Source organism: Pseudomonas sp. MYb193 (genome assembly GCF_002966775.1).
Classification (GTDB): Bacteria; Pseudomonadota; Gammaproteobacteria; order Pseudomonadales; family Pseudomonadaceae; genus Aquipseudomonas; species Aquipseudomonas paracarnis.
In genome coordinates this window covers 3,162,244-3,188,519 of sequence record NZ_CP023269.1, presented here as the reverse complement: position 1 = coordinate 3,188,519, position 26,276 = coordinate 3,162,244, and the positions used below count along the sequence as shown (strand labels likewise).

29 protein-coding genes and 1 tRNA gene are annotated in these 26,276 nt (G+C 59.6%); 13 read left to right on the top strand and 17 right to left on the bottom strand.

Going from position 1 to position 26,276, the window contains the following annotated elements:
• The first annotated feature begins 56 nt into the window (after positions 1-56).
• The 6 genes from pstC to CLM72_RS14495 all read left to right on the top strand — a co-directional run bounded on the left by pstC (position 57) and on the right by CLM72_RS14495 (position 6,354).
• Positions 57-1,022 (top strand): phosphate ABC transporter permease subunit PstC, encoded by a 966-nt coding sequence (gene pstC, locus CLM72_RS14520; RefSeq protein ID WP_003191517.1) that lies wholly within the window; start codon positions 57-59, stop codon positions 1,020-1,022.
• Positions 1,022-1,915: a phosphate ABC transporter permease PstA gene (gene pstA, locus CLM72_RS14515; RefSeq protein ID WP_003191515.1), complete on the top strand. Its 894-nt coding sequence runs from the start codon at positions 1,022-1,024 to the stop codon at positions 1,913-1,915. Before pstC ends, pstA begins: the two co-directional genes overlap by 1 nt.
• A gap of 76 nt (positions 1,916-1,991) precedes the next feature.
• The gene (gene pstB, locus CLM72_RS14510; protein ID WP_019817112.1) at positions 1,992-2,753 is read left to right on the top strand and encodes a phosphate ABC transporter ATP-binding protein PstB; all 762 of its coding nucleotides are present in this window, start codon (positions 1,992-1,994) and stop codon (positions 2,751-2,753) included.
• Between the two features lie 56 nt (positions 2,754-2,809).
• Positions 2,810-3,508 (top strand): hypothetical protein, encoded by a 699-nt coding sequence (locus CLM72_RS14505; protein ID WP_034127520.1) that lies wholly within the window; start codon positions 2,810-2,812, stop codon positions 3,506-3,508.
• Complete coding sequence (locus tag CLM72_RS14500; protein ID WP_105226919.1) at positions 3,508-4,125, top strand: hypothetical protein; 618 nt, start codon at positions 3,508-3,510, stop codon at positions 4,123-4,125. The genes CLM72_RS14505 and CLM72_RS14500 overlap by 1 nt, the downstream gene beginning before the upstream one ends.
• 369 nt (positions 4,126-4,494) lie before the next feature.
• Entirely contained in the window at positions 4,495-6,354 is a 1,860-nt protein-coding gene (locus tag CLM72_RS14495) for a calcium-binding protein (RefSeq protein WP_105226918.1), read from the top strand.
• A gap of 154 nt (positions 6,355-6,508) precedes the next feature.
• Here CLM72_RS14495 and CLM72_RS14490 read toward each other — a convergent pair whose 3' ends face one another.
• Positions 6,509-6,976, bottom strand: coding sequence for a MerR family transcriptional regulator (locus CLM72_RS14490; RefSeq protein WP_236265808.1), 468 nt, complete (start codon positions 6,974-6,976; stop codon positions 6,509-6,511).
• Between the two features lie 94 nt (positions 6,977-7,070).
• Between CLM72_RS14490 and CLM72_RS14485 the strand changes: the two genes are divergently transcribed.
• On the top strand, positions 7,071-7,709 hold the full coding sequence (locus CLM72_RS14485; RefSeq protein ID WP_034127517.1) for an NAD(P)H-dependent oxidoreductase: 639 nt from the start codon (positions 7,071-7,073) through the stop codon (positions 7,707-7,709).
• A gap of 156 nt (positions 7,710-7,865) precedes the next feature.
• On the opposite strand, the gene CLM72_RS14480 is transcribed toward CLM72_RS14485, so the two are convergent.
• Positions 7,866-7,952, bottom strand: a tRNA-Leu gene (locus CLM72_RS14480).
• Between the two features lie 223 nt (positions 7,953-8,175).
• On the opposite strand from CLM72_RS14480, the gene CLM72_RS14475 reads away from it, so the two are divergent.
• A complete protein-coding gene (locus tag CLM72_RS14475; RefSeq protein WP_105226917.1) occupies positions 8,176-8,652 on the top strand; it encodes a hypothetical protein in 477 nt (158 codons plus the stop codon).
• A 137-nt stretch (positions 8,653-8,789) separates the two neighbouring features.
• Here CLM72_RS14475 and CLM72_RS14470 read toward each other — a convergent pair whose 3' ends face one another.
• On the bottom strand, positions 8,790-9,317 hold the full coding sequence (locus tag CLM72_RS14470; protein WP_105226916.1) for a DinB family protein: 528 nt from the start codon (positions 9,315-9,317) through the stop codon (positions 8,790-8,792).
• Positions 9,318-9,442: 125 nt separating this feature from the next.
• Between CLM72_RS14470 and CLM72_RS14465 the strand changes: the two genes are divergently transcribed.
• A complete protein-coding gene (locus CLM72_RS14465; protein ID WP_105226915.1) occupies positions 9,443-10,150 on the top strand; it encodes a tellurite resistance TerB family protein in 708 nt (235 codons plus the stop codon).
• Here the strand turns inward: CLM72_RS14465 and CLM72_RS14460 are convergent.
• The 8 genes from CLM72_RS14460 to CLM72_RS14425 form a co-directional block, all read right to left on the bottom strand.
• Positions 10,147-10,959: a hypothetical protein gene (locus CLM72_RS14460; protein WP_105226914.1), complete on the bottom strand. Its 813-nt coding sequence runs from the start codon at positions 10,957-10,959 to the stop codon at positions 10,147-10,149. The genes CLM72_RS14465 and CLM72_RS14460 overlap by 4 nt on opposite strands.
• An 18-nt stretch (positions 10,960-10,977) precedes the next feature.
• Positions 10,978-11,325 carry a DUF2493 domain-containing protein gene (locus CLM72_RS14455; protein WP_003191350.1) on the bottom strand — a complete coding sequence of 116 codons (348 nt, stop codon included), beginning with the start codon at positions 11,323-11,325 and terminating at the stop codon, positions 10,978-10,980.
• 64 nt (positions 11,326-11,389) lie between these two features.
• On the bottom strand, positions 11,390-14,104 hold the full coding sequence (gene mgtA / locus CLM72_RS14450; RefSeq protein ID WP_105226913.1) for a magnesium-translocating P-type ATPase: 2,715 nt from the start codon (positions 14,102-14,104) through the stop codon (positions 11,390-11,392).
• A 234-nt stretch (positions 14,105-14,338) separates the two neighbouring features.
• The gene (locus CLM72_RS14445; protein WP_105226912.1) at positions 14,339-14,632 is read right to left on the bottom strand and encodes a hypothetical protein; all 294 of its coding nucleotides are present in this window, start codon (positions 14,630-14,632) and stop codon (positions 14,339-14,341) included.
• A gap of 318 nt (positions 14,633-14,950) precedes the next feature.
• Positions 14,951-15,562 (bottom strand): LysE family transporter, encoded by a 612-nt coding sequence (locus CLM72_RS14440; protein ID WP_054897296.1) that lies wholly within the window; start codon positions 15,560-15,562, stop codon positions 14,951-14,953.
• A 210-nt stretch (positions 15,563-15,772) separates the two neighbouring features.
• Positions 15,773-16,255 carry an arsenate reductase ArsC gene (locus tag CLM72_RS14435; protein ID WP_105226911.1) on the bottom strand — a complete coding sequence of 161 codons (483 nt, stop codon included), beginning with the start codon at positions 16,253-16,255 and terminating at the stop codon, positions 15,773-15,775.
• An 11-nt stretch (positions 16,256-16,266) separates the two neighbouring features.
• Complete coding sequence (locus CLM72_RS14430) at positions 16,267-17,550, bottom strand: arsenic transporter (RefSeq protein WP_105226910.1); 1,284 nt, start codon at positions 17,548-17,550, stop codon at positions 16,267-16,269.
• A 19-nt stretch (positions 17,551-17,569) separates the two neighbouring features.
• Positions 17,570-17,926, bottom strand: coding sequence for a metalloregulator ArsR/SmtB family transcription factor (locus tag CLM72_RS14425; RefSeq protein WP_105226909.1), 357 nt, complete (start codon positions 17,924-17,926; stop codon positions 17,570-17,572).
• 177 nt (positions 17,927-18,103) lie between these two features.
• Here CLM72_RS14425 and CLM72_RS14420 point away from each other — a divergent pair, with 177 nt between their 5' ends.
• The 4 genes from CLM72_RS14420 to CLM72_RS14405 all read left to right on the top strand — a co-directional run bounded on the left by CLM72_RS14420 (position 18,104) and on the right by CLM72_RS14405 (position 19,920).
• A complete protein-coding gene (locus CLM72_RS14420; RefSeq protein ID WP_003191339.1) occupies positions 18,104-18,319 on the top strand; it encodes a hypothetical protein in 216 nt (71 codons plus the stop codon).
• Positions 18,320-18,390: 71 nt separating this feature from the next.
• Complete coding sequence (locus tag CLM72_RS14415) at positions 18,391-19,086, top strand: AzlC family ABC transporter permease (RefSeq protein WP_105226908.1); 696 nt, start codon at positions 18,391-18,393, stop codon at positions 19,084-19,086.
• Positions 19,083-19,394 carry an AzlD domain-containing protein gene (locus CLM72_RS14410; RefSeq protein ID WP_014718527.1) on the top strand — a complete coding sequence of 104 codons (312 nt, stop codon included), beginning with the start codon at positions 19,083-19,085 and terminating at the stop codon, positions 19,392-19,394. Before CLM72_RS14415 ends, CLM72_RS14410 begins: the two co-directional genes overlap by 4 nt.
• A gap of 172 nt (positions 19,395-19,566) precedes the next feature.
• Positions 19,567-19,920, top strand: coding sequence for a hypothetical protein (locus CLM72_RS14405; RefSeq protein ID WP_003191336.1), 354 nt, complete (start codon positions 19,567-19,569; stop codon positions 19,918-19,920).
• Between the two features lie 148 nt (positions 19,921-20,068).
• Here the strand turns inward: CLM72_RS14405 and CLM72_RS14400 are convergent, their stop codons facing one another.
• From CLM72_RS14400 to modA, 6 genes are all read right to left on the bottom strand, one after another.
• Positions 20,069-20,773, bottom strand: coding sequence for a YoaK family protein (locus tag CLM72_RS14400; protein WP_057975835.1), 705 nt, complete (start codon positions 20,771-20,773; stop codon positions 20,069-20,071).
• A 69-nt stretch (positions 20,774-20,842) separates the two neighbouring features.
• The gene (locus CLM72_RS14395; protein WP_105226907.1) at positions 20,843-22,477 is read right to left on the bottom strand and encodes an ABC-F family ATP-binding cassette domain-containing protein; all 1,635 of its coding nucleotides are present in this window, start codon (positions 22,475-22,477) and stop codon (positions 20,843-20,845) included.
• Positions 22,478-22,601: 124 nt separating this feature from the next.
• The gene (locus CLM72_RS14390; protein ID WP_054919082.1) at positions 22,602-23,651 is read right to left on the bottom strand and encodes a DNA topoisomerase IB; all 1,050 of its coding nucleotides are present in this window, start codon (positions 23,649-23,651) and stop codon (positions 22,602-22,604) included.
• Positions 23,652-23,725: 74 nt separating this feature from the next.
• Positions 23,726-24,805 carry a molybdenum ABC transporter ATP-binding protein gene (gene modC / locus CLM72_RS14385; protein ID WP_105226906.1) on the bottom strand — a complete coding sequence of 360 codons (1,080 nt, stop codon included), beginning with the start codon at positions 24,803-24,805 and terminating at the stop codon, positions 23,726-23,728.
• A gap of 5 nt (positions 24,806-24,810) precedes the next feature.
• On the bottom strand, positions 24,811-25,491 hold the full coding sequence (gene modB / locus CLM72_RS14380) for a molybdate ABC transporter permease subunit (RefSeq protein WP_105226905.1): 681 nt from the start codon (positions 25,489-25,491) through the stop codon (positions 24,811-24,813).
• Entirely contained in the window at positions 25,492-26,244 is a 753-nt protein-coding gene (modA, locus tag CLM72_RS14375; protein ID WP_105226904.1) for a molybdate ABC transporter substrate-binding protein, read from the bottom strand. It lies immediately after the preceding gene.
• Between the last annotated feature and the right edge of the window lie 32 nt (positions 26,245-26,276).

Genomic DNA, 26,276 nt, shown 5'->3' with positions numbered 1-26,276 from the left:
CGGTGTGGGCTGTTTGCCGCGCCGGGGGCGTTTCCCCCCTGTTCCGGAATTAGCCAATGAACAAACCTTTCGTCGTACCGGTTAACCGGGATTCTGCCTGCCAACCTCCCTCGGCCAAAGACTTTCTGGTCGATCGCACCTTCCGTGGGCTCGCGCGAATCGGGGTGGTACTGATTCTGGCGTTGGTCGCAGCCTTGGTATTCGAGGTGGGACGCAAGGCCTTGCCGGGCATGGAAAAGCACGGGTTCGATGTGCTTTTTGGCAGCGTCTGGGACGTTAATCAGGGCAAGTACGGGATCTTGCCGGCCATTTGGGGCACGCTCTACAGCGCTTTTATCGCGCTGCTGATTGCAGGCTTTTTCGGTGTCAGCATGGCGATTTTCCTGACTCAGGATTTTCTGCCGGCCAAGCTGGCCGCTGTGTTTCGCACCATCGTTGAGCTGCTCGCGGCCATCCCCAGCGTGGTGTACGGCCTGTGGGGCATCTACGTGGTGATCCCGGCCATTCGGCCACTGACCACCTGGTTGAACAGCGAACTGGGTTGGATACCGTTTTTCGGCACGTCCCTGAGCGGGCCGGGGTTGCTGCCTGCGGCGCTGGTGTTGGCCATCATGATTCTGCCGACGATTGCCGCCGTATCCCAGGACGCGCTCACCAGCGTGCCGATGAAGACCAAGCAGGCCGCCTACGGCATGGGCACCACCCATTGGGAGGCGATTCTCAAGGTGATGGTGCCATCCGCCGCCACCGGTATTTTCGGCTCCCTGGTACTCGGCCTCGGCCGTGCGCTGGGCGAAACCATGGCGCTGGCGATGCTGGTGGGCAACGCCAACAACATTTCACTCTCGCTGTTCGCGCCGGCCAATACCTTGGCAGCCTTGTTGGCGCTGAACTTCCCCGAAGCCGGGCCCAACGAGGTGGAGGTATTGATGTACGCCGCTCTCGTCTTGATGTTCATCACGCTGCTGGTGAATGTCATCGGTTCCATGATCATGCTCTACGCCCAACGGGGTAACCGATGATGACGAATCTCACATCCCCTATCACCGCTGTGCCGAGCCTGCAGCGTAAGTTCGAAGGCCGCGCCTTGCGCAGTCTGGTGTTGACCACATTGGTATGGCTGGGTGCGCTGTTGGCCAGCGTGCCGCTGATTTCTGTGCTCTACATGCTGATCACCCGTGGCGGCGCACGCCTGAGCCTGGAAGTGTTCACCGAACTGCCGCCCACCGGCTTCGAGACGGGCGGCGGTTTCGGCAACGCCATGGCCGGCACCTTTGTGATGGTCGGTATCGCTGCGGCGATTGCGGTGCCGGTCGGCATCATGGCCGCGATCTTCCTGGCCGAACTGGGGCCGGACAGCAAATTGGCCAACGCTGCACGCTTTGCCGCCAAAATGCTCACTGGGTTGCCTTCGATCCTGGCCGGGGTGTTTGCCTATGCCTTGGTGGTGATGACCACCGGCACCTACTCGGCACCGGCAGGCGGCGTGGCCCTGGCGGTACTGATGCTGCCCATCGTGGTGCTGACGGCTGAAGAGTCGATGCGCATGGTGCCCAAGATCATGAAGGACGCGGCCTATGGCATGGGCTGCACCCGCTCGCAGGTGATCTGGAAGATCATCTTGCCGACCGGCCTCCCAGCGATCCTCACTGGCGTAATGCTTGCTGTGGCACGTGCCGCAGGCGAAACCGCGCCGTTGTTGTTTACCGCGCTGTTCAGCAACTACTGGATCTACCACGACGGCGACCTGGCGGTGATGAACCCCACGGCCTCCCTTGCAGTGTTGATCTACAACTTTTCCGGCATGCCCTTCGACAACCAGCTGGAGCTCGCCTGGGCGGCCTCGTTGGTGTTGGTGATGATCGTGCTGGTCGTGAATATTGTGAGCCGTATCTTCGGCAAGCCTAAGTATTAAGAACGGGAGCATCTGAATCTTGAACGTCTCAACTGCGCAAATAGCCGCTCCGTTTGTTACCCAATCGCCTGTGGTCATGGACTGCAAGCTGGACAGGATTTTCTACGGCAACTTCATGGCAGTGCGTGACAGCCATGTGCCGATCGAGAAAAACAAGATCACCGGTTTTATCGGCCCGTCCGGCTGCGGCAAAAGTACGGTACTGCGTAGCCTCAACCGCATGAACGACTTGGTGAAGGGCTTTCGCTTCGAGGGCCACGTACATTTCCTGGGGCAGGACGTGTACGGCAAGGGTGTAGACCCGGTGGTAGTGCGCCGTTACATCGGCATGGTGTTCCAGCAGCCGAACCCGTTCTCCATGAGCATCTTCGACAACGTCGCCTTCGGCCTGCGCTTGAACCGCTACAAAGGCGACCTGGGCGACCGCGTCAAGCACGCCCTGCAAGGCGCTGCGCTGTGGGATGAAGTCAAGGACAAGCTCAAGGTCAGCGGCCTGTCGCTTTCCGGTGGCCAGCAGCAACGGCTGTGTATTGCCCGTGCGATTGCCACCGAGCCGGAAGTGCTGTTGCTCGATGAGCCTTGCTCGGCACTCGACCCGATTGCGACTCGCCGGGTAGAGGAACTGATGGTGGAACTAAAGAAGGATTACACCATCGCCCTGGTCACCCACAACATGCAGCAGGCGATCCGCGTGGCGGACACCACGGCGTTTTTCTCGGTGGATATTTCCCAGGGCACGCGTACCGGCTACCTGGTGGAAATGGGCCCGACCGCGCAGATTTTTGGCAGCCCGCGTGAACAGATGACCGAGGATTACATCAGCGGCAAGTTCAGCTGAGTAACTCCATGTTCGATAGAAACCACACATGCGCCACCGTCAGCCCAGGAACGCCCATGTCTGCAACGCATCGTCTTGACTTGTCAGCGATTGAACGCGCGCTCCGCAAAGTGCAGAGCCGCTTTGCCCAGCTCAGCACGCAATTTACCGAGCCGCGCGACCCCTTGACCGACGAAGTGCTGCACAACGTGCTTGAAGGCTATGCGCTGGTTGACGACTATGTCGCACGGGGCGTTGACCTGTTTGACCTTCATCATCTGGACCTGATGCTGGAGATCAACGCCACGGTGCTCTGCGGTAGCGACCCGGCGCGCCGCGTGGAATACGCGCAGCACCTGGCCGCCACCGAAGAGCACTTCTTCAACAACGTTGAAGGCGGTATCAAGGACTTGTTCAATTGGTATTGCGCGTATCGCAGTGAATCGGTGTGGAAGCGTGCGGCCGGTGTGTATGTGCGCATCCTCAGCAAGCCGCAGTTGTTCATCGAAGGCAACAACCGCAGTGGTTCGCTGATCGTCAGTTATCTGCTGATGCGGGCCGGGTTGCCACCGTTCGTGCTGACGCTGGAAAATGCCGAGGGCTACTTCAATCCTTCCTCGGTAATCCGCAACTCGGCCAAACATGGGGTCAAGGCGTTGTATGAATTGCCCAAGATCAAGAAAAAATACGCCGCCTTCCTGGAGGAACAGGCCCCGGATCCCAAGGCGTTTTTCTTGAGCGACGCACCACAGCCTATTTATCAGGGAGGCCATTAATGCGCCGGTATCCAACACTCGCCAGCCGAGCCGTGCAAGCTATCCAGCAGGCGCTTCTCACGCGTGCCGCCAAGCGCCCGCGTGTACGCATCTCCTTTGATATCGACGACACATTGGCTTGCCAGCTCCACCACGCTGATGTCGAAAGCAGCTGGCTACCGGCCTGTGTTCATCGTTGGTGGGGAGAACCGCTGCGTATTGGCACCCGTTCGTTGACGCGAGAGCTGCGGCGCCAGGGCTGCAGTATCTGGGTCTACACCTCATCGGGCAGGGCGCCTTCCTACATCAGGCGCTGGCTGATGCTGTACGGCATTCGTGTCGATGGCGTAGTCAACAGCGTGCGGCATAATCACGCCCTCACGGTGCATGGGCTGTCGAACACCCCCTCGAAATTTCCGCCGGCCTTCGACATTGATTTGCACGTGGATGATTCCGAGGGTGTGCGCCTTGAAGGTAACGACCACGGCTTTCGCGTGGTGGTGGTCGATCCGCAGGATGAGCACTGGGCGCAACGAGTGCTTGAAGCCGTCGCGGGCGTGCAGGCGCAACTGGCCCGGCAGCAATTACCCAGGTTCAAGCAGCCTGTATGCCAAGGTGCTGAGGTTTATTCTTCCTGAGTTTCAGAGAAACCTGAACTTCTTGAGCCCTTATTGCAGTTCACAACTTGCTATAAGGGTTTAATTTTCTTTGACTCGCCAGTCACGAACAACACAGAACTTCACCTCTTGTTCGACAAACAGCGCTTATGGCGCTTTTGTCGTCTATATCCCCAAGTACATACCCTTGTCATCCGATAGTCGGTCACTTTAACGCGGCACTTCTAGGCTAGTGTTGACGAGCTTCCTTAATGGTCAACATCGATATTAAGCAACGAAGCAGCCTGAACAGAATGCACAACAACAACTTCAATGCATATTGTTTAGCCCGACGCATCAGGTATTACCGTTGACTTTCGGTGTTGATCGCTGGGCTCAAGGAGTACTGACATGGCTATATTCGATTACAAGGGGCAAGATGCCCGCGTCCTGATTTCAGATGCCTGGACCCTCGCCACTTACACCAGTGGTGTAGCGACCGTCGGCGCGCTCTACAACATACCGGGGCTTGTGCTGGGCGAGGGCAACACCTTCGCGCTGCCCAAGGGCTGGCGTGAGATCGGCGCGAGCGAACTGCAGGTTGATAGCAGCCACACCGACATCACTGGAAGTTTTACCGGCGACGGCGTGTTTGGCTCCCAGGCCAGGGTGTTTGGTCAATACGATGACAGCGGCCAATTAGTCAAAATGGGTTTTTCCATTGCCGGCACCAACTCGCCAATTGATCTGCTGGGTTGGCCGGCGATGATCGATAACTCTTATATCAACGGCTACGACTACCTGCTCAACTCAATCAAGGATTACGCCACCGGCCATAACCTGAGCGGCAAGGATGTTCTGGTCACCGGCTATAGCCAGGGTGGCTCCGTTACCAACAGCATGTATATCGGCAAGGACACTTTGGCCGACGGTTTTTTCAAGGATTCGGACTACTTTGGCATGGAGTCGCCCAAGTCCAGCAACAGCGACGGAATCTTCAACTTCGGATTTGAAAACGATGTGGTCCACCGTCTCACGGGGCAGGAGACCAACGTGGGCAGCGCCATCATCGACGCGCTTCAAGGCAGTGACGCCAGTTACACTTCGACCACCGACAACATCGTGCTGTTCGACACAATCTACGCGCTGCCAACCTGGCCCAATGGTCCGTTCTCGATTGCCAACCTGTCAGGATGGGCCGCGCACCTGGAAGGCATTTTCATCAACCCTATCCAGCGTATCGCCCAATCGACCTTCTACGATTACATTGAGCGCGACAGCACCATCATCATCAGTAACCTCGACGCCATCAGCCGCAGCTTTACCTGGGTCAGCGACAAACAGACCGCCACCTCCAACCATTACGGCACACCGGCCTTCCTGCTGGGCACCGACAGTTCGGACAAACTGCAGGACGGCCGCAGCGATGACTTCCTCGACGGGTTCAAGGGTGACGACAGTTTCCGGGTGAGTACCGGTACCGATATCGTCGCCGGCGGTGAAGGCAACGATAAAGTCTTCCTCAAAGGCACCGCATCTTCCTACGAAGCGGTGAAACTCAGCGATGGCACGTTGTTTCTGAACGACAGCAGCGGCCAATATGGCCTGAAGGAATTGCACGGCGTAGAGCATGTAGAGTTCGAAACCGGCCTGGCCAACAGCCTCGGCCATGTGCCCGTGCTCGGCGGGCTCTTCGGTGGTATCGGCGAGGCCCTCACGCCGGCCTATACGGTGACCAGTGGCAAACTCGACTTCGAAGGCCTGTTCGGCGCCGATAAGGCGTATGCCAAATCCATCGAAGGCCGCCAGCTGGCCGACACCCTCAAAGGCACCGGCGCTCGCGACCTGATATTCGGCCAGAACGGCAATGACCGGCTCGACGGTGGCGCCGGCAATGACCTACTGCACGGCGGTGAGGGCAACGACACACTGCTGGGCGGCACCGGTAACGACGCGCTGTATGGCGCCAACGGCAATGACGTCTTGATCGGCGGGCAGGGTAATGACCAACTCAGCGGTGGCGTGGGCAGCGACCTGTTTGTTTTCGACCAGCGCGGGTTCGGTCACGACGTGATCAGTGACTTCAACATTCATCAGAATGGGAAAGACCTGCTGGTGTTCGCCAAGTCGCTGTTTGCCAGCGCCGATGCTGTGCTCGGTGCGACTACCCAGCACGGCAGTGACAGCGTGATTCTGGCGGGGGACAGCAGTGTCACCTTGGTGGGGTTCAATGCGGCGCAGTTGAGTGCAGAGATGATCAGCGTGGCTTGATGCCTGATCGGTAAAGCTGGTGATAAAACCTCACAGGATCGTTGAAGCTGTGGGGTTTTTTCTTGCTTATCGCTTTATAGCAATCTGTCAGTGCGAGAGGCAGCATCAGGTTTGTATTTGGTTGAGATCGAGATCTCGCAGTATTGCGCTTTCTTTACTTGCTGGTAGCCATCATGTGTTTGCTTCGCATGACTACGGCTCGATCAGGTCGTAATCGCTCCACGCTGCTTGGGCAATCCAATCCAGGTGCGATGCCCGTACGAAGGCTTTCTTCGAGGACTTTTTGCAGCATCAACAACTCCTCACGCTGCACTTTTAACGTGGCTTCGATGTGCTGTATCTCCTCAAGGCGTACATTGATCTGTTCCAGAGTGAGGGATTTGGAGCAGCTACCGTCATGAAGGAAGAGGCCACGAATGGTGTCGAGAGAAAACCCCAGCCTTTGCGCGTGGATCACGACTTCCAAGCGTTTAATGGTGGTTTCGCTGTAATAGCGATAGTTGTTCACGTCACGCGTGGGAGCGTCCAGCAGGCCTTGCTCCTCGTAGTAGCGTATTGCTGAAGCAGCAAGGCCTGTGCGTCGCGAAATCTCGCCGATCTTCATTTTTTGCTTGACCTTCAAGTTGACTTTAATCCGCAGTATAAGCCGGAGCGCAATCCTGAAGGTATTCGGATTGGGCTGGATAAAGACCGTTGACCTACGTGGAATATGAAGAATGAGCAAAATAACCGAGTTACTGAATTGGCGTTATGCGACGAAAAGTTATGACCCGTCCAAGACCGTGCCGGCTGAAAAGCTGGAGCGAATTCTGGAAGCGGTACGACTGACGGCGACGTCGAGCGGCCTCCAGCCATTTGAATTGCTGGTGGTGACTAATCCGCACATTCGCGAAAAGATCAAGGCGGTCAGCTGGAATCAGTCCCAGGTGACCGACTGCTCTCATTTACTGGTGTTCGCCGCCTGGGATGACATAACGCCTGAGCGCGTCAACATGATGTTCGACCTGACCAATACTGTAAGAGCCACTGTCAACCAGGGCTGGGAAGATTACCGTCAAATGCTCCTCGGCATAGTCGCCGAGCGTGGGCAGGAGGCCAATTATCAAGCGGCTGCGCGCCAAGCCTATATTGGACTGGGCTCGGCTTTAATCGCCGCAGCGTCCGAGCAAGTCGATGCAACGCCCATGGAAGGTTTCGATCCCTCGGCTGTCGATGAGATTCTGGGACTGGGGGCCAGGCATCTACGCAGTGTGGTGCTCCTGCCGTTGGGGTATCGGGCAGCAGAGTCTGACTGGCTGGTAAACCTGAAAAAAGTACGGCGGTCTCGCGAAAACTTCGTCACTGAAATCAACTAGGGAAACCGTGCAGCCGCCCCACATTGCGGCAGTAGTGGGGTGGCGCTTCATGCGCCGAACGGATTGTATTCGGTCGGCAGGACGCCGCTGATGAGAGTTGCGGAGCAGAAAAGATAAGGGCCTGCCCAGGTTTCCCTGGCAAGCCCTTGATATCTATGGTGCCCGAACCCGGAATCGAACCGGGACGCCCTTACGAGCGGGGGATTTTAAGTCCCATGCGTCTACCAGTTTCGCCATTCGGGCGGTAGCGCGGTGTAACAGGGTTGGGAATATATAGATCCAGCCGCTTCAGCGCAACCTCCCAGTCGGTTTTCCCGCATAAAGATGCGCAGAAAAAAACGTGGCAGATCAGTGATCTACATGGCCTTTGTGCCAAGTCCTGATGAACGCTTGCAACCCAGGAACAAGCCCCATAAATGACAGTCATAGCGATATGCCATTTCGGCATTTCGCAGGGAGTCGTTTGATGCTCAGTATCCGTAAGCAGGCTTGGATCATGGCCGCAGGTGTAGCGGGGTTGTTGGGCACTGGCGCGTTCAGCTCGGCGCAGGCGGGGAGTGCGGTGCAGTGGGGCGAATTTAGTGCGTCGTCTTCAGACAAGTTGACGGCCGGCTCGATGGATGTGGGCGGTGCCTATGTGTTGAAGCCGTCGGGTGTTTCCGTGGGTGATGTCGAGGCGCTGCAGGCTGGGCAAAAACAGAGTCAAAGCGAACTGCAAAGCTTGAAAAGCAAAGTGGAGGGCCAGGAGCGTGCGTTTGATGAGTTCAAGCGCAAGGACGGTTCGAGTGCCAGTAGCAGTGACAGTCAGCTGTCGAGTCTCAAGCGTACGGTGGATGAGCAGAAGAGCACGATAGAGCGGCAGAAAAGCGAGATCGACGGCCTCAAGCGCAGCCTGGATGATGTGAAGCGCAGTGTGGAAACCTTGAGCAGCAAGGTGAAGTGACGGCATTGATGCTGTGGGCAATATAGGGCAACTGTGGGAGCTGGCTTGCCTGCGATAGCGATGTGTCAGTCACAGGCATTGAACCTGTTACACCGCCATCGCAGGCAAGCCAGCTCCCACATTGACCGTGTCGGCCTTCAGTCAATCAGTGCCAGCAAGTCGGTGACCCCCACGTCCACACCCGCCTGGCTCAGCAGTGTCGTCACCTGGCCGCGGTGGTGAGTCTGGTGGTTGAAAAAGTGCACCAGCAAACCGAAGAAGGGTTTCTCGGCGGCCACGCCGCGCATGTTGTGATAGCGCAGGCGTTGGTCGAGGTGGGGCTCGTGCAGGCTGTGGGCCCAATCGATGATGAGTTGATCCAGCCAGGCGCGATGGGCCGCCAGTTCTGCAAGGCTGGCGAATGCCAGTTGCTTGAGGTCGCCGGGCGTGGCAACCCCGTTCAGCGGCGCCAAGGCCACAAAGTTGGCCGGGTGTTCGGCGAAGCGCTTGAGCCAGACGGTGTCACCCAGCATCAGGTGGTTCAAGGTGCCGAAGATCGAACCGAAAAACGCTTGGCGGTCCAGGGTCAACTGCGCGTGCGTCAGGGTGGCGGCGGCGTCATAGACCTTGCGGTTCATCCATTGGTTATAGGTGGCCATCAGCGCAATGTGCTCGATGCGGTTCACCGCGGTTCTCCCTTCTTGGCGTGATGGCGCCATCATAAAGCTTGCCCGCCCGACGGTCATGGTGTTCCATCGCGGGAGGACTATGTTTGATCAAAGCCACTATTGCGCCCCGGGAGGGCGACACCATGAATACCAGCGATCTACTGGAACAACTGTTGCGGGCAGGACAGCAAGGCGGCGACGCGTCGGGCGGCGGCCTGGGCGGGTTGCTAGGTGGGCTGTTGAAGGGCGCCGGCACCGGCAATGCATCTTCGGCTGGCGGCGGTTTGGGTGGTTTACTCGGTGGCCTGGGTGGCCTGGGTGGCTTGTTGGGCGGTGCTCCTGCAGGTGGTACTACCCAGGCGCGTAGCGGCGGTGGGATGAACTACGCGGCGCTGGCTTCCCTGGGGATGGCGGCCTTCGAGGCATACCAGGCCTGGCAACGCCAACAGGCTTCGGCACCGCAGCAAGCTATCCAGACCGTTGACCAGCTTGAAGGGCCTGAAGCCGAAGCCCATAGCCACGGCGTACTGCGTGCGTTGATCGCGGCGGCCAAGGCCGATGGCAAAATCGATGCGCAAGAGCAGCAGATGATTTCTGCCGAGATCGGCCGTCATACCGACGACCCACAATTGCAGCAGTGGCTCGACGCCGAAGTCGCCAAGCCCCTGGATGCCGCCGATTTTGCCGAGTATGCCAATGACCCCGCACTCGCTGCGGAGATTTACCTGGCGAGCGTGATGCTGGTCAATGATCAGCAGGACGCCGAGCGCAATTACCTCGACGACCTGGCCGGTCAGTTGCAAATCGATCCGCAATTGCAGCTGCATCTGGAGCAACAGGCCAAAGCCTAGAACCTCAGCGTCGCCCCAGTGGTCAGCCACTGGGCGCGATCGCCAATCAGGCTGCGCCCGACCAGCAGGTCCACGTCAACAAATTCACCAATGTGCAAACGCGGCCCGGCCTGCCAGGCCTGTTCGCCGCCTTCCTGGCCATAACGCTCGCCAATCAGCGTGAGCTTCTCTGCCAACTGATATTCGAACCCCGTGCCCCAGGTCAGGCGATGTTGTTGATCACCGTCGTTGTAGGCGTGGCTCCAGCCGGCGTTCAGGTTCAGGCGCAAGGGATCCAGAGGTTGCCAGGTCAGGGGGATGTTCAGGTCTGCGCCGTCAAACCCGTGATGGCGGTCCAGCGCGACATGCGCCCCGACAGCAACCGCCAGTTCCAAGCCCAAGTCTTGCCGTGACAGCACCTGCACCTTGGCTTGCGGGCTGATCTGCGTCTCGCCTTTGCCTGCATCCACGGCCCGTGACAACGCGGCGCCCCATTGCACGGCTGGCATGGCGCTGAACGTGCAGGCGGGCGACAAGGTGCCGTTATGGGTACTGCCCGCGTGCCGCTGGGCGCTGTACCAGGCGTCGACATTGCATTCACCCGGCGCGTTGATCGTGCCGTCGTCAACCACATAAGCGCCGCCTGCGGCTTGCGCTTTTGACATCAACGCGGCCACCAGGACAAGGCCCAGGGTCACGCCGATAAAGATCAGATTGCGCTGCAATGCACGGCGCTTTGCTGGCGGCAGTAACAGCAGGGTGTGGCGAGAGTGGCGAGCGCGATATTTGGCAAACCCGTCGCGGCGTGCCGGCGTGTGTTTTTTGTGCATGATGCACCTCGCTTGAGTTCAGCTTTCTACGGTCAGCACCGAAATGCCGCTGGCTTTGGCCTGGCAAACCAGCTCCGAGGTATCGTCACCGCCCGGCAGGGCAATGATCAGATCGGGGCGGCTGTCGGCCAGCATGAAGTGATTGCGCTGGCGTTCCGCCTGTTTGCCATGGCGCTGCCAATTGGGTGGATAACGCACCACGTCGATACCGATTTCCCGCGCCCATTCCTCGATCTCACTGCCCAGGAACTGGTTGCCGCCGTGGATCAGTACCTGCACCGGGCGCAGGCGGTGGTAAGCGTCCAGCACATGGCGGGACTTTTTGGTGTCGGCGTAATGACGACCTGCACAGATCAACACGCGCATAAGCAAATCCTTGTATTGCACGCTGGCGACCGGGCGGCCGCCAGCGTTTGAACGGCGGGGAGGGTCAGTACCACTGCTTGAAGCGGCGGATGTAGATCGTCTTCATAAGTTGGGCGACGCAGCAGTAAGCCAGCAAGGTGCCTACCAGCCAAGGGAAGTAGGCCATCGGCAGCGGTTGCAGGCCCACCAGGGTGCCCAGTGGCGAGAACGGTACGTAGATGCCCAGGGCGATCACGATGCAGGTCATCATCAACACCGGCCAGGCGGCCGTGCTCTGGAAGAACGGGATCTTGCGGGTGCGCAGCATATGCACCACCAGGGTTTGCGAAAGCAGCCCCTCGATAAACCAGCCGGACTGGAACAGCGTCTGCATTTCCACACTGTTGGCCGAGAACACGTACCACATCAGCGCAAAGGTGGTGATGTCGAAGATTGACGAGGTCGGCCCGATCCAGATCATGAAGCGGCCGATGTTTTTCGCATCCCACTTGCGCGGCTTGGCCAGGTATTCCTTGTCCATCTTGTCCCACGGCAGGGCCAGTTGGGAGATGTCGTACATCAGGTTCTGCAGCAGCAGGTGGATCGCCAGCATCGGCATGAACGGAATGAACGCACTGGCCACCAGCACCGAAAACACGTTGCCGAAGTTGGAGCTGGCGGTCATGTTCAGGTACTTCATGATATTGCCGAAGGTTTCGCGGCCCTTGAGCACGCCTTCTTCCAGCACCATCAGGCTCTTTTCCAGCAGGATGATGTCGGCCGATTCCTTGGCGATATCCGTGCCGCTGTCCACCGAAATACCCACATCGGCATCCCGCAGCGCCGGTGCATCGTTGATACCGTCACCGAGAAACCCGACGGTGTGCCCGTTAGCTTGCAGGGCCTTGAGCACGCGGGATTTTTGCAGCGGCGTGAGCTTGGCGAATACCGTGCGCTCTTCTACGCGGCGCAGCAGGGTGGCGTCGTCCATGGCTTCGATTTCCATGCCCAGCAGCGGCTGGCCGGGTTCCAGGCCAACCTGGCGGCAGATCTTGCTGGTGACCACGGCGTTGTCGCCGGTCAACACCTTGATCGCCACGCCAATCTGTTGCAGCGCCGCAATGGCCGGGCCTGCGGTTTCCTTCGGTGGGTCCAGGAACGTCAGGAAGCCCTGGATCACCAGGTTGCGTTCGTCGCTGGTGGTGTACTGCTGGCGTGCCAGCGCTTTAGGAATATTGCGGGTCGCTACCACCAGCACGCGGAAACCGTCTTCGTTGTAATCATTGGCGAGCGCCAGTAGCGCCTCACGACGGCGGTCATCCAGGGGCAAGGCTTCGCCGGCTTCCATGACATGGGTAGAAATGCTCAGCATCTCTTCCACCGCGCCCTTGCATACCAGCAACTGGTCACCGGCGGCATCCTTGACCACGATCGACAGGCGACGACGGACAAAGTCGAACGGCAATTCATCGACCTTGCTGTAGGCAAACGGCACCTGAAACTTGGGGTTCTGTTCCGAGAACTGCACCACCGCCTGGTCCATCAGGTTTTTCATGCCGCTCTGGTGAAAGCTGTTGAGCCAGGCCAGGGACAGCACGGCGTCATCGCGCTGGCCAAAGGCATTGACGTGATGCTCGAGGATGATCTTGTCCTGGGTGAGGGTGCCGGTCTTGTCAGTGCACAGCACATCCATCGAGCCGAAGTTCTGGATCGCATTGAGGCGCTTGACCACCACTTTGCGCTTGGCCATGGCCGTAGCCCCCTTGGCCAGGTTGGCGCTGACGATCATCGGCAGCATTTCCGGGGTAAGGCCGACGGCTACCGCCAGGGCAAACAGGAAGGCATCGCCCCAATCGCCCTTGGAGAAGCCATTGAGGAAAAACACGATGGGTACCATCACCAGCATGAAGCGGATCAGCAGCCAGCTGACACTGTTCACGCCCCGGTCGAAGGCGGTTTGCACCCGCGAGCCGACAATCGCCTTGGCCAGGGAGCCAAAGTAAGTGCGCGGCCCCGTTGCCACCACCACCGCTTTGGCGCGGCCGCTGACCACGTTGGTGCCCATGAAGCAGATGTTCGGCAGGTCCAGCAGGTTGCCCTGGTCGGCGGCCAGCGTAGAGGCGGACTTTTGCGTGACATCGCCCAGGGTGTCGTACTTCTCCACCGGCAAGGCTTCACCGGTCAGCACGGCCTGGCTGATAAACAGGTCGCGGGACTCGATCAGGCGGATATCGGCGGGGATCATGTCGCCGGCTGACAGCTGCACGATGTCGCCGGCCACCAGGTCGCGCATCGGCACTTCGCGCAAGACCGGCTGGGCGCCAACTTGCTCGCGGCGCAGCACGGTGGCAGTGGTGCGTACCATGGCCTTGAGGGCCTCGGCGGATTTGGCCGAGCGATGTTCCTGCCAGAAACGCAACAGGCTGCTGAGCAACACCATGGTCATGATGATGATGACTTTGGTCAGGTCGACTTCTTCACCTGCCTGAAGTGGCAACCAGTAGTCGGTGACAAAGCTGATACCGCCCAGGGTCAACAGCACGTAGATGAAGGGGTTGTTCAGTGCCTGCAGGAACTGGACGATAGCGTGTGGCGGCTTGTCATGGGCCACTTCGTTATAGCCTTCACGTTGCAGGCGCGCCGAGGCGTCCAGTTCGGTCAGGCCGTCCTGGGTGGCGCGTACATTGGCGAGGGTGGCCGCCAGGCCATTGTGGGCTTCGCGGGCGGCACGCATCGACAGCCTGGTGTCGGGGGCGGTGCCATTTTTCTTGTGCAGAGGCGTGTTTTTTACGGCGCTCATTGTCTGTACTCCTGTCGCCAATTCTCGACAAAACATACCCACTACTTACCTGCAGACAGGCGAGCGAAAGCATGCCGAGCCGCGGACTTCGCGATCGGTTTAAATAAAGTATTCACATAACTTATGAGGGCCTGCTAACAGCATGTTAGTTAACTAGCGTGCAGCAGGCTACACTGGACGTGTTCATAAAGAACTCCAGGGTCATCAATAAGAAAGTTGCTGTTTCCAGCCAGGTCAGGCGGCGCGAGTGCTCAGGTAGAGACCGAGCATCAAGCGCGCTTGCGCCAGGCAGGAAACCTGGGGTCTCTGCGGGTCTTGAGGGTCGGCATGATCCCAGTGCTGCACCAGGTGGCCGCTTTCAGGGCAGATACGCCAGTGCGCCAGCGGCGGGGCTGGGCGCACTTGAGGGGAGGGTGTGACAAAGGTCGAGCGGGTTGGCGAAAAGCCCGCCTGCGCTCGGCACAGCTTGGCGCGCAGGGCTGCGACCAGTGTGCGCGTATCAGGCAAAACAAGGAGTTGGAAGGTCATAACACACCTCGGGACCGGACGGGCGACCGGTGAGGCAGTTACGGTGGAGCATCAAGCTCTAGCGCAGCTTACCGGACCTGGAACGCGAGTCCTGTCATATTCTGGGTTTGGCGTCCGATGCCCGCAAAGGCGGTGCTCGGACAGCGACTAGATACTGTGTCCATTGGCTTCTTTTGTGAGGTTTAAAAAAGGCCCCAGTTGCGGGCACGGGCAATCTACTCAGGGCGTCACAGAATGTCAACGCATGATTAATTAAATTAGCCCGTGTTCAGAGTTTGTTCAGACAAGAGGCGCGCGTAAGTTGTGGCTTGAATAACTTCATACACCTTGCGCGGCGAGGAGTGCCAGATAGATCAATACTAAACCGCAGGCCGCATAACTCACACGCTGCCAAGTCGGTGATGCGTTCTTGCGTAGCAGGTTCACCAAGGCGGCGGTAAGAAAACACGAGAGTACCGACGCCAGCATGAAGCCGGCAAAAAACATCAGGGTCTGTCCGTGACTGGGGGTGGTGCCGACAATCCCCGACAGTGCGCTGCCCAAGGCGCCCCAGTAGACGATGTTTTTCGGATTAGCCAAGGAAATCGCCGCGCCCACCGCCAACGCATTTTTGCCTGAGCTGGCAGGGGCATTGTCCATTGCCGGTAACTGCCAGGCATCAATCAGGCTGCGAATGCCCAGCCAGGCCAGGTACAGCGCGCAGACGATTGTAAGTGGAACCCGCACTGCATCATGCTGGATCAGCAGTGCGATACCGGTGAGGCCAATCACGGCCCAGACGGCGTCGCCCACCAGTGAGCCGAACTGCACCAGCAACGCCGGCGTGAAGCCATGGAGCAAGCCGCGGCGCAGTGTCTCTGCCAGCACGGCGCCGGGGGAAAGGCAAAATACAAAACCGAATACCAGCGCATAGACAAAGATCGACAGCATGCTCAGTTCCTTTCGAGAAAGTGCCAGAGCATACGTCAGTCCGAGAGAGGGATACCACGCCCTCTGCAGGAACGCTCGCGATGGCTGCGTGTCAGCCACTGAATCTTCAACTGAACCACCGCTATCGCAGGCAAGCCAGCTCCCACACTGGCCGTGTATTGGCCACAGAATCAGCGCCCGGCACAGATCCCTGTGGGAGCGGGCTTGCTCCTACAAAGTCTGCGGCGTTGAGGCAATGCGGTGGAGTTCAGCCTTCAATTCATCCGGCGATAGACGTGCAAAGGGCAGCGCAAAAAACGCCTCGCAGCGTGCGGAGATAATGTCGAGGGTGGCCTTGAATGCTGCCTCTACTTGCGCCTCGTCACCCTGCACTTCGGAAGGGTCCTCCAAGCCCCAATGCGTCTTCACCGCTGGGCCGAAATATACGGGGCACGCTTCACCGGCTGCTTTATCGCACACGGTGATGACCACATCAGGCGGACTGTCTTGAAAGGCGTCATTGCCCTTGCTGTACAAACCTTCGATGCTGATGCCCGCTGCCTCCAGCGTGCTCAGGCTACGGGGCAACACCTGGCCCTTGGGAAAACTGCCCGAGCTGATCGCCTCGAATCCCTCCGGCGCCAGGTGATTGAACATCGCTTCGGACAAGATGCTGCGACAGCTGTTGGCGGTACACATGAACAGCACTTTCATTGCAGTCTCCTTTAGATGCTCAGGCGCAACGCGAGGGCGGCGAGGGTGATCAGCAGCACGGGCAGGGTCAGCACGATCCCGACCTTGAAGTAGTAACCCCAGGTGATGGTGATGCCTTTGCGTGCCAGGATATGCAACCACAACAAGGTGGCCAGGCTGCCGATGGGGGTGATTTTCGGGCCCAGGTCGCTGCCGATCACATTGGCGTAGATCATCGCGTCCTTGACCACGCCCACGGCATGGCTGGACTCGATGGACAGCGCGCCAATCAGCACGGTTGGCAGGTTATTCATGGCTGATGAGAGCAGCGCGGTCAGCACCCCGGTGCCCATGGCCGCGCCCCACACACCATAGGTGGCGAAGGTGTCGAGCCAGGTGGCCAGGTAGTCGGTCAGGCCGGCGTTACGCAGGCCATAGACCACCAGGTACATGCCCAGGGAAAAAATCACGATCTGCCACGGGGCTTCCTTGAGGACTTTGCGCGTTGAAATCTGATGACCTTTGGCAGCAATCACCAGCAGCAGCACCGCACAGAACGCCGAGATCGCACTGATGGGAATGCCCAACGGTTCCAGGGCGAAACAGCCGACCAGCAAAATACCGAGTACCCACCAGCCGGCACGAAAGGTCGCACGGTCATGGATGGCACTGGCGGGATCTTCCAGGTCGGACGGGTTGTAGGTCTGCGGAATATCCCGGCGGAAAAACCACAGCAGCACCGCGAGCGTGGCGGCGACACTGACCAGGTTCACCGGCACCATCACCGCGGCGTATTCGTTGAAGCCAATCTTGAAATAGTCCGCCGAGACGATATTCACCAGGTTCGACACCACCAGCGGCAGGCTCGCCGTGTCGGCGATAAACCCTGCGCCCATGACGAAGGCCAGGGTCGCCGCCGGGGAAAAGCGCAAGGCCAGCAGCATCGACATCACGATAGGCGTCAGGATCAACGCCGCACCGTCGTTGGCAAACAGCGCAGATACCAGCGCACCCAGCAACACCATATAGGCAAACAACCGCCGGCCGCGGCCACGGCCCCAGCGCGCCACATGCAGCGCCGTCCAGGCGAAGAAGCCGGCTTCGTCCAGCAACAGGCTGATGATGATCAGCGCGACGAAGGTGCCGGTGGCGTTCCAGATGATCTGCCACACCGCCGGGATGTCCGCCAGGCTGATCACCCCGCAGCCCAGCGCGAGGATCGCGCCCAGGGTAGCACTCCAGCCTACGCCCAGGCCCTTGGGTTGCCAGATGACCAGCACGATGGTGACGAGGAAAATCGCAATTGCGACAAGCATGAATAAACGCTCCGATGGCTCAGCAGCAGGTGCTGGCCCGTTGTGGTCTGTCGCCCATTGCATTCAGACGCATTGCGTCGTCCTGCAACCATGGCTGGTTGGCTTGTAGGGTGGTGTCCAGCACCTGGGTGACCCAGGCGGGCAGTGCCGGATTGATGCGGTAGTAGATCCATTGCCCTTGACGTCGGTCCACCAGTAGCCCGCAACTGCGCAATTGCGCGAGATGGCGGGAGATTTTTGGCTGGCTGTCGTCCAAGGCATGGATCAACTCACACACGCAAAGTTCGCCCTCGCGCAGGATCAGTAAGGTCACCCGTGCACGGGTGGCATCGGCCAGGCACTTGAACAGGGTGGGAGGAGAGAAGAGGTCTGACATGGTCAAGGGCTTTTCAAGTAGAGATATTCGAATATACGTATTTCCATATATATAGATCAAATCTTGTTTCAATTGATATGGATCAAAACCCTTTAAAAGCGCCACAACTGTTTGAAATTAAAATGAAACACAAATGTCCTAACGTGCCTGCCCATTGCTGATGAAGGAAGACCCCGCGTGACCCGAGCCACCCGCAACCTGCGCAAGACCCTGGATTCCGTCGCGGAAAATAACGAAACCGCGGCCTTTGACCTGATGCGCGCCGTGGAAAAACTCGGCGATGAAGTGCTGCGCCAGCGCCTGCTCAATACCATCCACCGGCTGAACCAGGATGCGTATGAATTGCGCGAAGCCCGGGATTCGGTGGAGCAGGTTTCGGTAAAGCTCGCCTGAGCAAGATCGTTCAAGACAGCCTTCCGTTCGTGCTGGCATGCTTGTCGACTGTCTGTCGATGAGCCGCTTCCATGCCCACTGCATTACCTCATTACGCCTTCACCTGCGGCGCCATCGCCGTCATTCCCTTATCCCTGGCTTGTGCGCCCTGGGGGTTGCTGGCCGGCTCCATGGCCATCGACGCGCAATTTACCCCGCTGCAAGCCCAAGGCTTGTCTGCCATTGTGTTTGCCGGTGCCGCACAACTGGTGGCCATCGGCATGGTCAAGAGCGGTGCCAGCCTGATTTCCATCGTGCTGACCACCTTGCTGCTCACATCCCAGCATCTGCTCTATGGCATGCACATGCGTCCTACGCTGTCTTCGCTCAATACCCGTTGGCGCATGAGCCTGGGGTTCTTGTTGACCGATGAATTCTTTGCCCTGGTCAACCACTACGACCGCGAGACCTTCAATCGCTGGTACGCCTTGGGCGTCGGCCTGACGTTTTACCTGATCTGGAACCTCTTCACCCTCGCCGGCATTGTGCTGGGCAAAAGCATTCCCGGCCTTGATCAATTGGGGCTGGAGTTCTCGATTGCCGCGACCTTTATCGCCTTGATCACCCCCGTGGTGCGCGACGTGCCCACGGTGGTATGCGTGGCGGTCGCGCTGTTGTGCTCGGTCTGGCTGAGTTATCTGCACTGGGAATCTGCGGTGGTTGTCTCGGGCGTGCTGGGGATGAGCGCGGGGTTTGCCTGCAAGCGGCTGGGAGTGGGGCAACGATGATTTACCTGATGATTGTGGCCATGGGCCTGGTGGTGTTCTTCAACCGTTACCTGTTTATCGAGCCACGCTTGCCGGTACGGCTCAATCGCGGCGCGCGTGAATTTCTGGGCTTCGCCGTGCCGGGCATGCTCACCGCGATCTGCGGGCCGATTATTTTCCTGGCTGACCATCGGCTCAACCTGAGCCCGAGCAACCCTTACCTGCTGGCCGGCATCTGCGCCGTGGCGTTGATGTACTGGACGCGCAGCGTGTTGACCACCGTGCTATTGAGCATGGCGCTGTTCTATCTGTTCCGTTGGTGGTTTTGATACCCAGGCAAAAAAAAGCCCGCGGGGTGGCGGGCAGAAGGGAGACTTCTAAAAAATGAGCCTGGCCACTATAGGCGGCGTGTTTGCCCTTCACAGTGAAACAAAGTTCATGGGCGCGTCAGTTGGCAGACGCACAGTGGTAGAGTCACGGTTTTTCCAAGGAAGCAATGGCATGCACAAAGTGGTAATGGGCGCATTGATACTGGCGGTACTGACCGGTTGCGCCGGTTCGAAAATGAAAGAAGCGCGCGCAGGCAGCCCCTACAAGACCTTGGCATCGGACAAGGCCACTCTGGTCGTTGCCCAGTGCATCCAGTTCGGCTGGCAGGATGAAAGCGTGTTCGGCGTCGATGCTGGCGGCTTCAAGGAAGCGACCGAGGCGGGTGGTTTTACGGTGTATACCACCGGTGGCGATTACTTTGTCGATGTACTCAGCACCGGCGCGGGTTCTACGGTCAACTACTATGCAGCACAGGACAATATGCCGGCCAAACGTCGCCTGGCAGCACTGGCCACTTGTCTGTAAGTCGGTTGCCTTAGCCATATTCCGAAATGCCTGGCGGGACAGCCGCTGGGCATTGGCCTATGATTCACTTGCTCGTTCGACGTGATGGCTCTTTACCGGTACACGGATGTCGAGGCTTAAACGTCGAACGAGCTCCTCCACCCCAACCTCACCGGGGCATGAAACCCAAGTGCCAGCGTCGCGGAATCAACAGTGTCGCCACCCCCAAGGCCGCAGCCAACGCACCACTGACCCACAATGCGCGCAGGCCCATCTGCTGTTCCAGCAGTGCACCGATCACAGCGCCAATGAACATCCCGCCCCACGGAATCAATTGCACGCGCCAGCCATTGCGGCGCTCGCCCAATAGCCAACGGCCCAGCCCGCGACCAAAGCGTGACAGCGCTCCGGTGACGTAGGTCAGCCCCACCGGCAGCCCGTTCACTTCCTCGACGGCCGCGTTGAGCATGCCCATGGCAATGATCGCCGCGAGCAACGCGGGCAAGGTGTCGGTCGATGGCCACAACGCCGCAGCGCAGAGCAAGGCGCCGATGCACAGTAATAAGGGCAACGCATGGCGCTTGCTGAAACGGCTGACCAGCACGCCCAAGGCATTGCCGACCACGAAGGTGGTGACCAGCAATACCAGGCGCCCGGTGAGCCCCAGGTCGCCCGCACTGATGGCCACCGCCAGGCGCGTGGTGTTACCACTCATGAACGAGACGAAATCGCCGCTGGCCATAAAACCGATCGCATCGGTCATGCCCGCCAGCACCGACAGGCAGGCCACCAGCATCAAGCCCACGCGCCCTCGCCAGCGCTGACGACGGGCGAGTGTGGCATTGGTGTAAGGCTTGCGGGACGAAGGCAGCATGGGGCTGGTTTCCTCGGTGAGATTATCCGGCCACTACCGTAGGGCGCTTTGCCTGTCCGCGCAATGACCTCAGACACGCTCCAGTTGCCAGCCGGTGGCGTGCCAAGTCAGATGGTGAGTCGGCTCGATCGCCTGCAAGAATGCCTCGTCGTGTGATACGGCCAGCAGTGCGCCGGTAAACCCCTTTAATGCCTGCTCAAACGCAAGCACTGACTCCAGGTCCAGGTGATTGGTGGGTTCATCCAACAACAGCAATTGCGCCGGTGTATCACGCCACAAGGCTACGGCCATCGCGGCTTTCAAGCGCTCGCCGCCGCTGAGTTGCCCTGCCGGCTGCGTAACCCGCAGCGCGTCCAACTGCAACAACGCCAGACGTGTGCGCAGTTCGGCTTCGGCTAGCGGCGTGTCGAGCAGGTTGAGTTGCTCGACAAGGCTGCGCCGGTCGTCCAGCAGCGCCAGGTGCTGATCAATGTACGCACTGGGCACCGCTACGCTGCACTCGCCACTGACCGCCTGCCAGTGGCCGGCCAGCAGTTTGAGCAAGGTCGATTTGCCGCAACCGTTCGGCCCACGCACGGCAACGCGAGCCGGACCTGTCAGGTTGAGCGTCAGGTAGCTGACGGGCGCCAGAGGATCAAGCCAGGGCAATTGCGCCTGCTCCAGCACCAGTACCTGGCGGCCATTGGGGACGGTCGAGCCTGATAATGCGAGCAGTGTGGGCGTCTCATCCGCCACGCGCTCGTAAGCCTGGCGCACCTGGGCGTCGAGTTGGTTTTTGCACGCATGATGGGCGCTACGCACGCTGCTGACGATCTCCTTTGCTGCGCTTTTCCAGCGCGCCTTGGTAAAACGGTCGACGTTGGCGGTCTCGGCCTGTTTACGTGCGCGTGCGGCATGGCGCTGCAGGTCGTCGTGGTCTTTTTGCAGACGCCGACGCTCACGGCTGCGGGCCAGACGCGCCTGTTCCCACGCAGCAATCGCGGCCTGCTGGTGAGTATCGCGTTGCTGGCGATAGGCGTCGTAGTTGCCGCCGTAGACCTGAATGCCAAGGGGCGAAAGCTCTATGATGCGGCCCATGACGTTGAGCAACTGTCGATCATGGCTGACCACCACCAGGCCACCGCGCCAATCGCGCAACACACGCAACAGCCAATCGCGCCCGGCAGCATCAAGGTGGTTACTGGGCTCATCCAGAATCAGCAACTGCGGCGCAGCCAACAACGCCCCGATCAGCGCGACCCTGGCGAGTTGGCCACCGCTGAGTTGATCGGCCGGGGTACTGGCACTGAGGGTCTGCAAACCCGCTGCATCCAGTGCCTGGCGCAGGCGCTCGGCGAGGTCCCAGCGATCGTCGATCAGTTCCAGGTCACCGAGGCGTGCATCGCCCTGGGCCATACGTGCAAGGGCAGCCAAGGCTGCGGCAGTTGCGGTGATATCGGCGATGGTTTGCCCTGGTTGAGCCGTGATGGCCTGGGGCACATAGGCAACATGGGCCGGTTTTTTCAACGTGCCGGAGGAGGGCAGCAGCACGCCGGCCATCAACTTGGCCAGGATACTTTTGCCCCGTCCATTGCGCCCGACGATACCGGTAGGCGTTTGATCAATGGACAGGTTCACGTCGGCCAGCAAGGTTTCGCCATTGGCGAACTGGAAAGACAGGTGTTGCAGGGAAACAAGTGCGGGCAGCCGTTTGACGTCAGTCATCAGCACCTCCAAAAAAATGTCGAACAGGCCAACAAGCGCGCCAGGCGGCTCGTTGCAGATACATTTTGGAAGGCTTAGATGTTCACGTCGGCGGTCATCCCGTGAGTCAGAAGGGAGGCAGAGCCTAACCCACCTTAACTTTGTGCGGCAAGTCTTCGGCCAGTTTTTCCAGGAACATCGCCAGCGCGACTTCTTCGGCTTTCAAGCCTTTGCGCACCCGCGGCTTGGGCAACTTCGACAATTCGCCGAGGCTGAAATGCTCGAGCACCGCCGGGTGGATATAGCACTTGCGGCACACCGCCGGCGTATTGCCCAACTGCCGGGCGACATCCTTGACCATCGCCACCACATGCCGCTTGGCGTCGGATTCGGGCTGCCACGCCAACTCGCGCAACACTGCCAGCGCCATTGCTGTACCAGCCCAGGTGCGGTAGTCCTTGGCGGTAAAGTCTTCGCCGGTCAGGCTGTGCAGGTAGTCGTTGACGTCCTGGGAGCTGACGGTATGCCGCTCACCGTCTTCGTCGAGGTACTGGAACAGGTTTTGCCCTGGCAATTCCATGCAACGCTTGACCACCCGGGCCAGGCGCCGATCCTTGACGCTGACTTGGTGCTCCACGCCACTCTTGCCACGAAACTGGAACTGGATCTCGCTGCCCTTGATGTCCACATGGCGGTTGCGCAAGGTGGTCAGCCCGTAGGATTTGTTTTCACGGGCATATTGGGTATTGCCGACGCGGATCAGCGTGGCGTCCAGCAACATCACCACCGTGGCCAACACCTTTTCGCGGGTAAACCCCGGCTCGGCGATTTGAGCTTCGAGCTGTTTGCGCAATTTGGGCAACGCGGCGCCAAACGCCTGCAAGCGCGAGTACTTGTCGCTGTCGCGCACCTCGCGCCAGCGTGGGTGGTAACGATATTGCTTGCGGCCACGGGCGTCGCGGCCGGTGGCTTGCAGGTGGCCGCGAGGGTCGGCACAGATCCACACGTCGGTGTAGGCGGGCGGCACCGCCAAGGCGTTCAGGCGTTTTATTTCGTCCGCGTCGGTAATGCGCTCGCCCTTGGCGTTCAGATACTGGAACTTGCCTCGCACTTTTTTACGGCGGATGCCGGGCTGGGTGTCATCCACATAATGCAGGTCGCGGGGCAGGTCGGCGGGTAGCGAAGAGTCAGGCATGGGGCGGGTTCCTTGGCAACAAATCAGGCCGGTATGTCTGATTGACCGCAGCACCCTGCGGTCGTGCCAAATGGTTAAGCCAGCACCGCCACCGCCTTGATTTGCGCCCACAGTGTCTGGCCCGGATGCAGTTGCAACTGGTCGTGTGAGAAGCGCGTGATGCGTGCCAGCAAGGGCGTGCCGCCGGCGTCGAGGCGCACCAGCACGTGGGCGCTGTTGTCCGCGCCAATAGTCTGGGTGACGGTCACCGGCAAGCGGTTGAGGATGCTGCTGTGTTCCTGGGCCTGCAGACTCAGGCTTACATCCCGTGCCTGGACCTTGACCCGCAGCGGGTTGCCCACCGCCAGCGGGACATGGGCCACGCGCATCTGCAACGGGCAATCGGGCAACTGCAGAGTGAGCAACTGATAGTGCGCGTCGTAGGCAACGACGCTGCCGGCGATCACCACGCCGGCATCGTCGCCCAGCGCCAGGGGCAGATCGAGGCGCGCCAGGGTCTCGCCGATCGGGCCGCTGGCCAGGGCCTTGCCGTCGCTGAGCAAGACAATATGGTCGGCCAGTCGTGCTACTTCATCCTGGGCATGGCTGACGTACAGCACCGGGATATCCAGCTCGTCGTGCAGGCGTTCCAGGTAATGCAATATCTCGCTTTTGCGCTGGCTGTCCAGGGCCGCCAGCGGTTCATCCATCAACAACAACTTGGGGCTGGTGAGCAAGGCGCGGGCGATGCCGATGCGCTGGCGCTCGCCGCCGGACAAGTGTTGCGGATGACGCTCAAGCAAGTGCCCGATGCCCAACAGTTCGGTGGCCTGGGCCATGTCAACGCGGCGTTGCGGGCGCGGAATACGTTTGAGGCCGAACTCCAGATTGGCGCGAACCGACAGGTGCGCAAACAGGCTCGCCTCCTGGAACACATAGCCCAGGGCGCGTTTATGCGGCGGTACAAACAGCCCTTTGCGGCTGTCTTGCCAGACCTCGTCGTTGATCTGTACAAAACCGTGTTCGGCGCGTTCCAGTCCGGCGATGCAGCGCAGGCACGTGGTCTTGCCGGAGCCAGAATGCCCGTACAGCGCGCTCACGCCACGGCCGGGTAATTGCAGTTCAACATCCAGTGTGAAGGCGCAATACTTCAGGTGCAGGCGTATATCCATCATCGCGGTCAGCTCCAGCCGATCTTGGTTTTACGGCTGGAATAGAGCGCCAGCAACACGAGGAAGGCGAACACCACCATGGCGCCTGCCAGCCAATGGGCCTGGGCATATTCCATGGCTTCGACGTGGTCGTAGATTTGCACCGAGACGACACGGGTCTTGTCCGGGATATTGCCGCCGATCATCAGCACCACGCCGAACTCACCGACGGTATGGGCAAAGCCCAGGATCGAGGCGGTGATAAACCCAGGGCGTGCCAGCGGCAGGATCACCGTGAAAAACGTGTCCCACGGGTTGGCGCGCAAGGTTGCGGCCACTTCCAGCGGGCGCGTGCCGATGCTAGAAAACGCATTCTGCAACGGCTGCACCACGAAGGGCATGGAGTAGATCACCGAGCCAATCACCAGCCCGGCGAAACTGAAGGTGAGTGTGCCCAGGCCCAGCCACTGGGTGAACTGGCCGACGTATCCGTTGGGCCCCATGGCCAACAGCAAGTAAAAGCCGATGACCGTTGGCGGCAACACCAACGGCAGTGCGACCACTGCGCCGATGGGGCCACGCCACTTGGAACGGGTGCGCGACAGCCACAGGGCGATCGGTGTGCCGATGATCAACAGGATCAGGGTGGTCAGTGAGGCCAGTTTGAGGGTCAACCAGATCGCAGAAAAATCAGCATTCGTCAGGGGCATTTACAGCTCGTAACCGTAGGATTTGATAACGGCAGCCGCTTTCGGGCCTTTGAGGTAGTCAACCAGAGCCTTGGCGGCGGCGCTGTCCTTGCCCTTATTGAGGATTACGGCGTCCTGTTTGATCGGGTCATGCAGGGAGGCCGGAACAACCCACGCCGAACCGCTGGTGACTTTGCCGTCCTTGTAGATCTGCGACAAGGCCACAAAACCCAGCTCGGCGTTGCCGGTGGACACAAACTGATAAGCCTGGGTGATGTTCTGGCCCTCGACGAGCTTGTCCTTGACCTTGTCAGTCAAGCCTTCTCTGGCCAGCACCTGGGTGGCGGCTAAGCCGTAGGGTGCAGCCTTGGGATTGGCGATGGACAAATGCTTGAACTCATTTTTTTTCAGCACCTCGCCCTTGGCGTCCACATAGCCCTCTTTGGCCGACCACAGCGCCAGGGTGCCGACCGCGTAGGTGAAGCGTGAACCCTTGACCGTAGCGCCTTCGCTTTCGAGTTTTTGCGGGGTGGTGTCATCGGCGCTGAGGAACACCTCAAATGGCGCGCCGTTCTTGATCTGGGTGTAGAACTGCCCGGTGGCACCGTAAGCCGCGACCAGTTTATGGCCGGTGTCTTTCTCGAAGTCGGCGGCAATCGCCTGGATCGGGGCGGTGAAGTTGGCGGCCACGGCCACCTGCACTTCATCGGCATGGGCCGTACCCAAGGCAAAGGCGGCAAGCAGGGGGGCCAGGCGCGAAACGCGGGTCATCATGAAGCAACTCCTTGAAGGTGTACGGCAGGTTG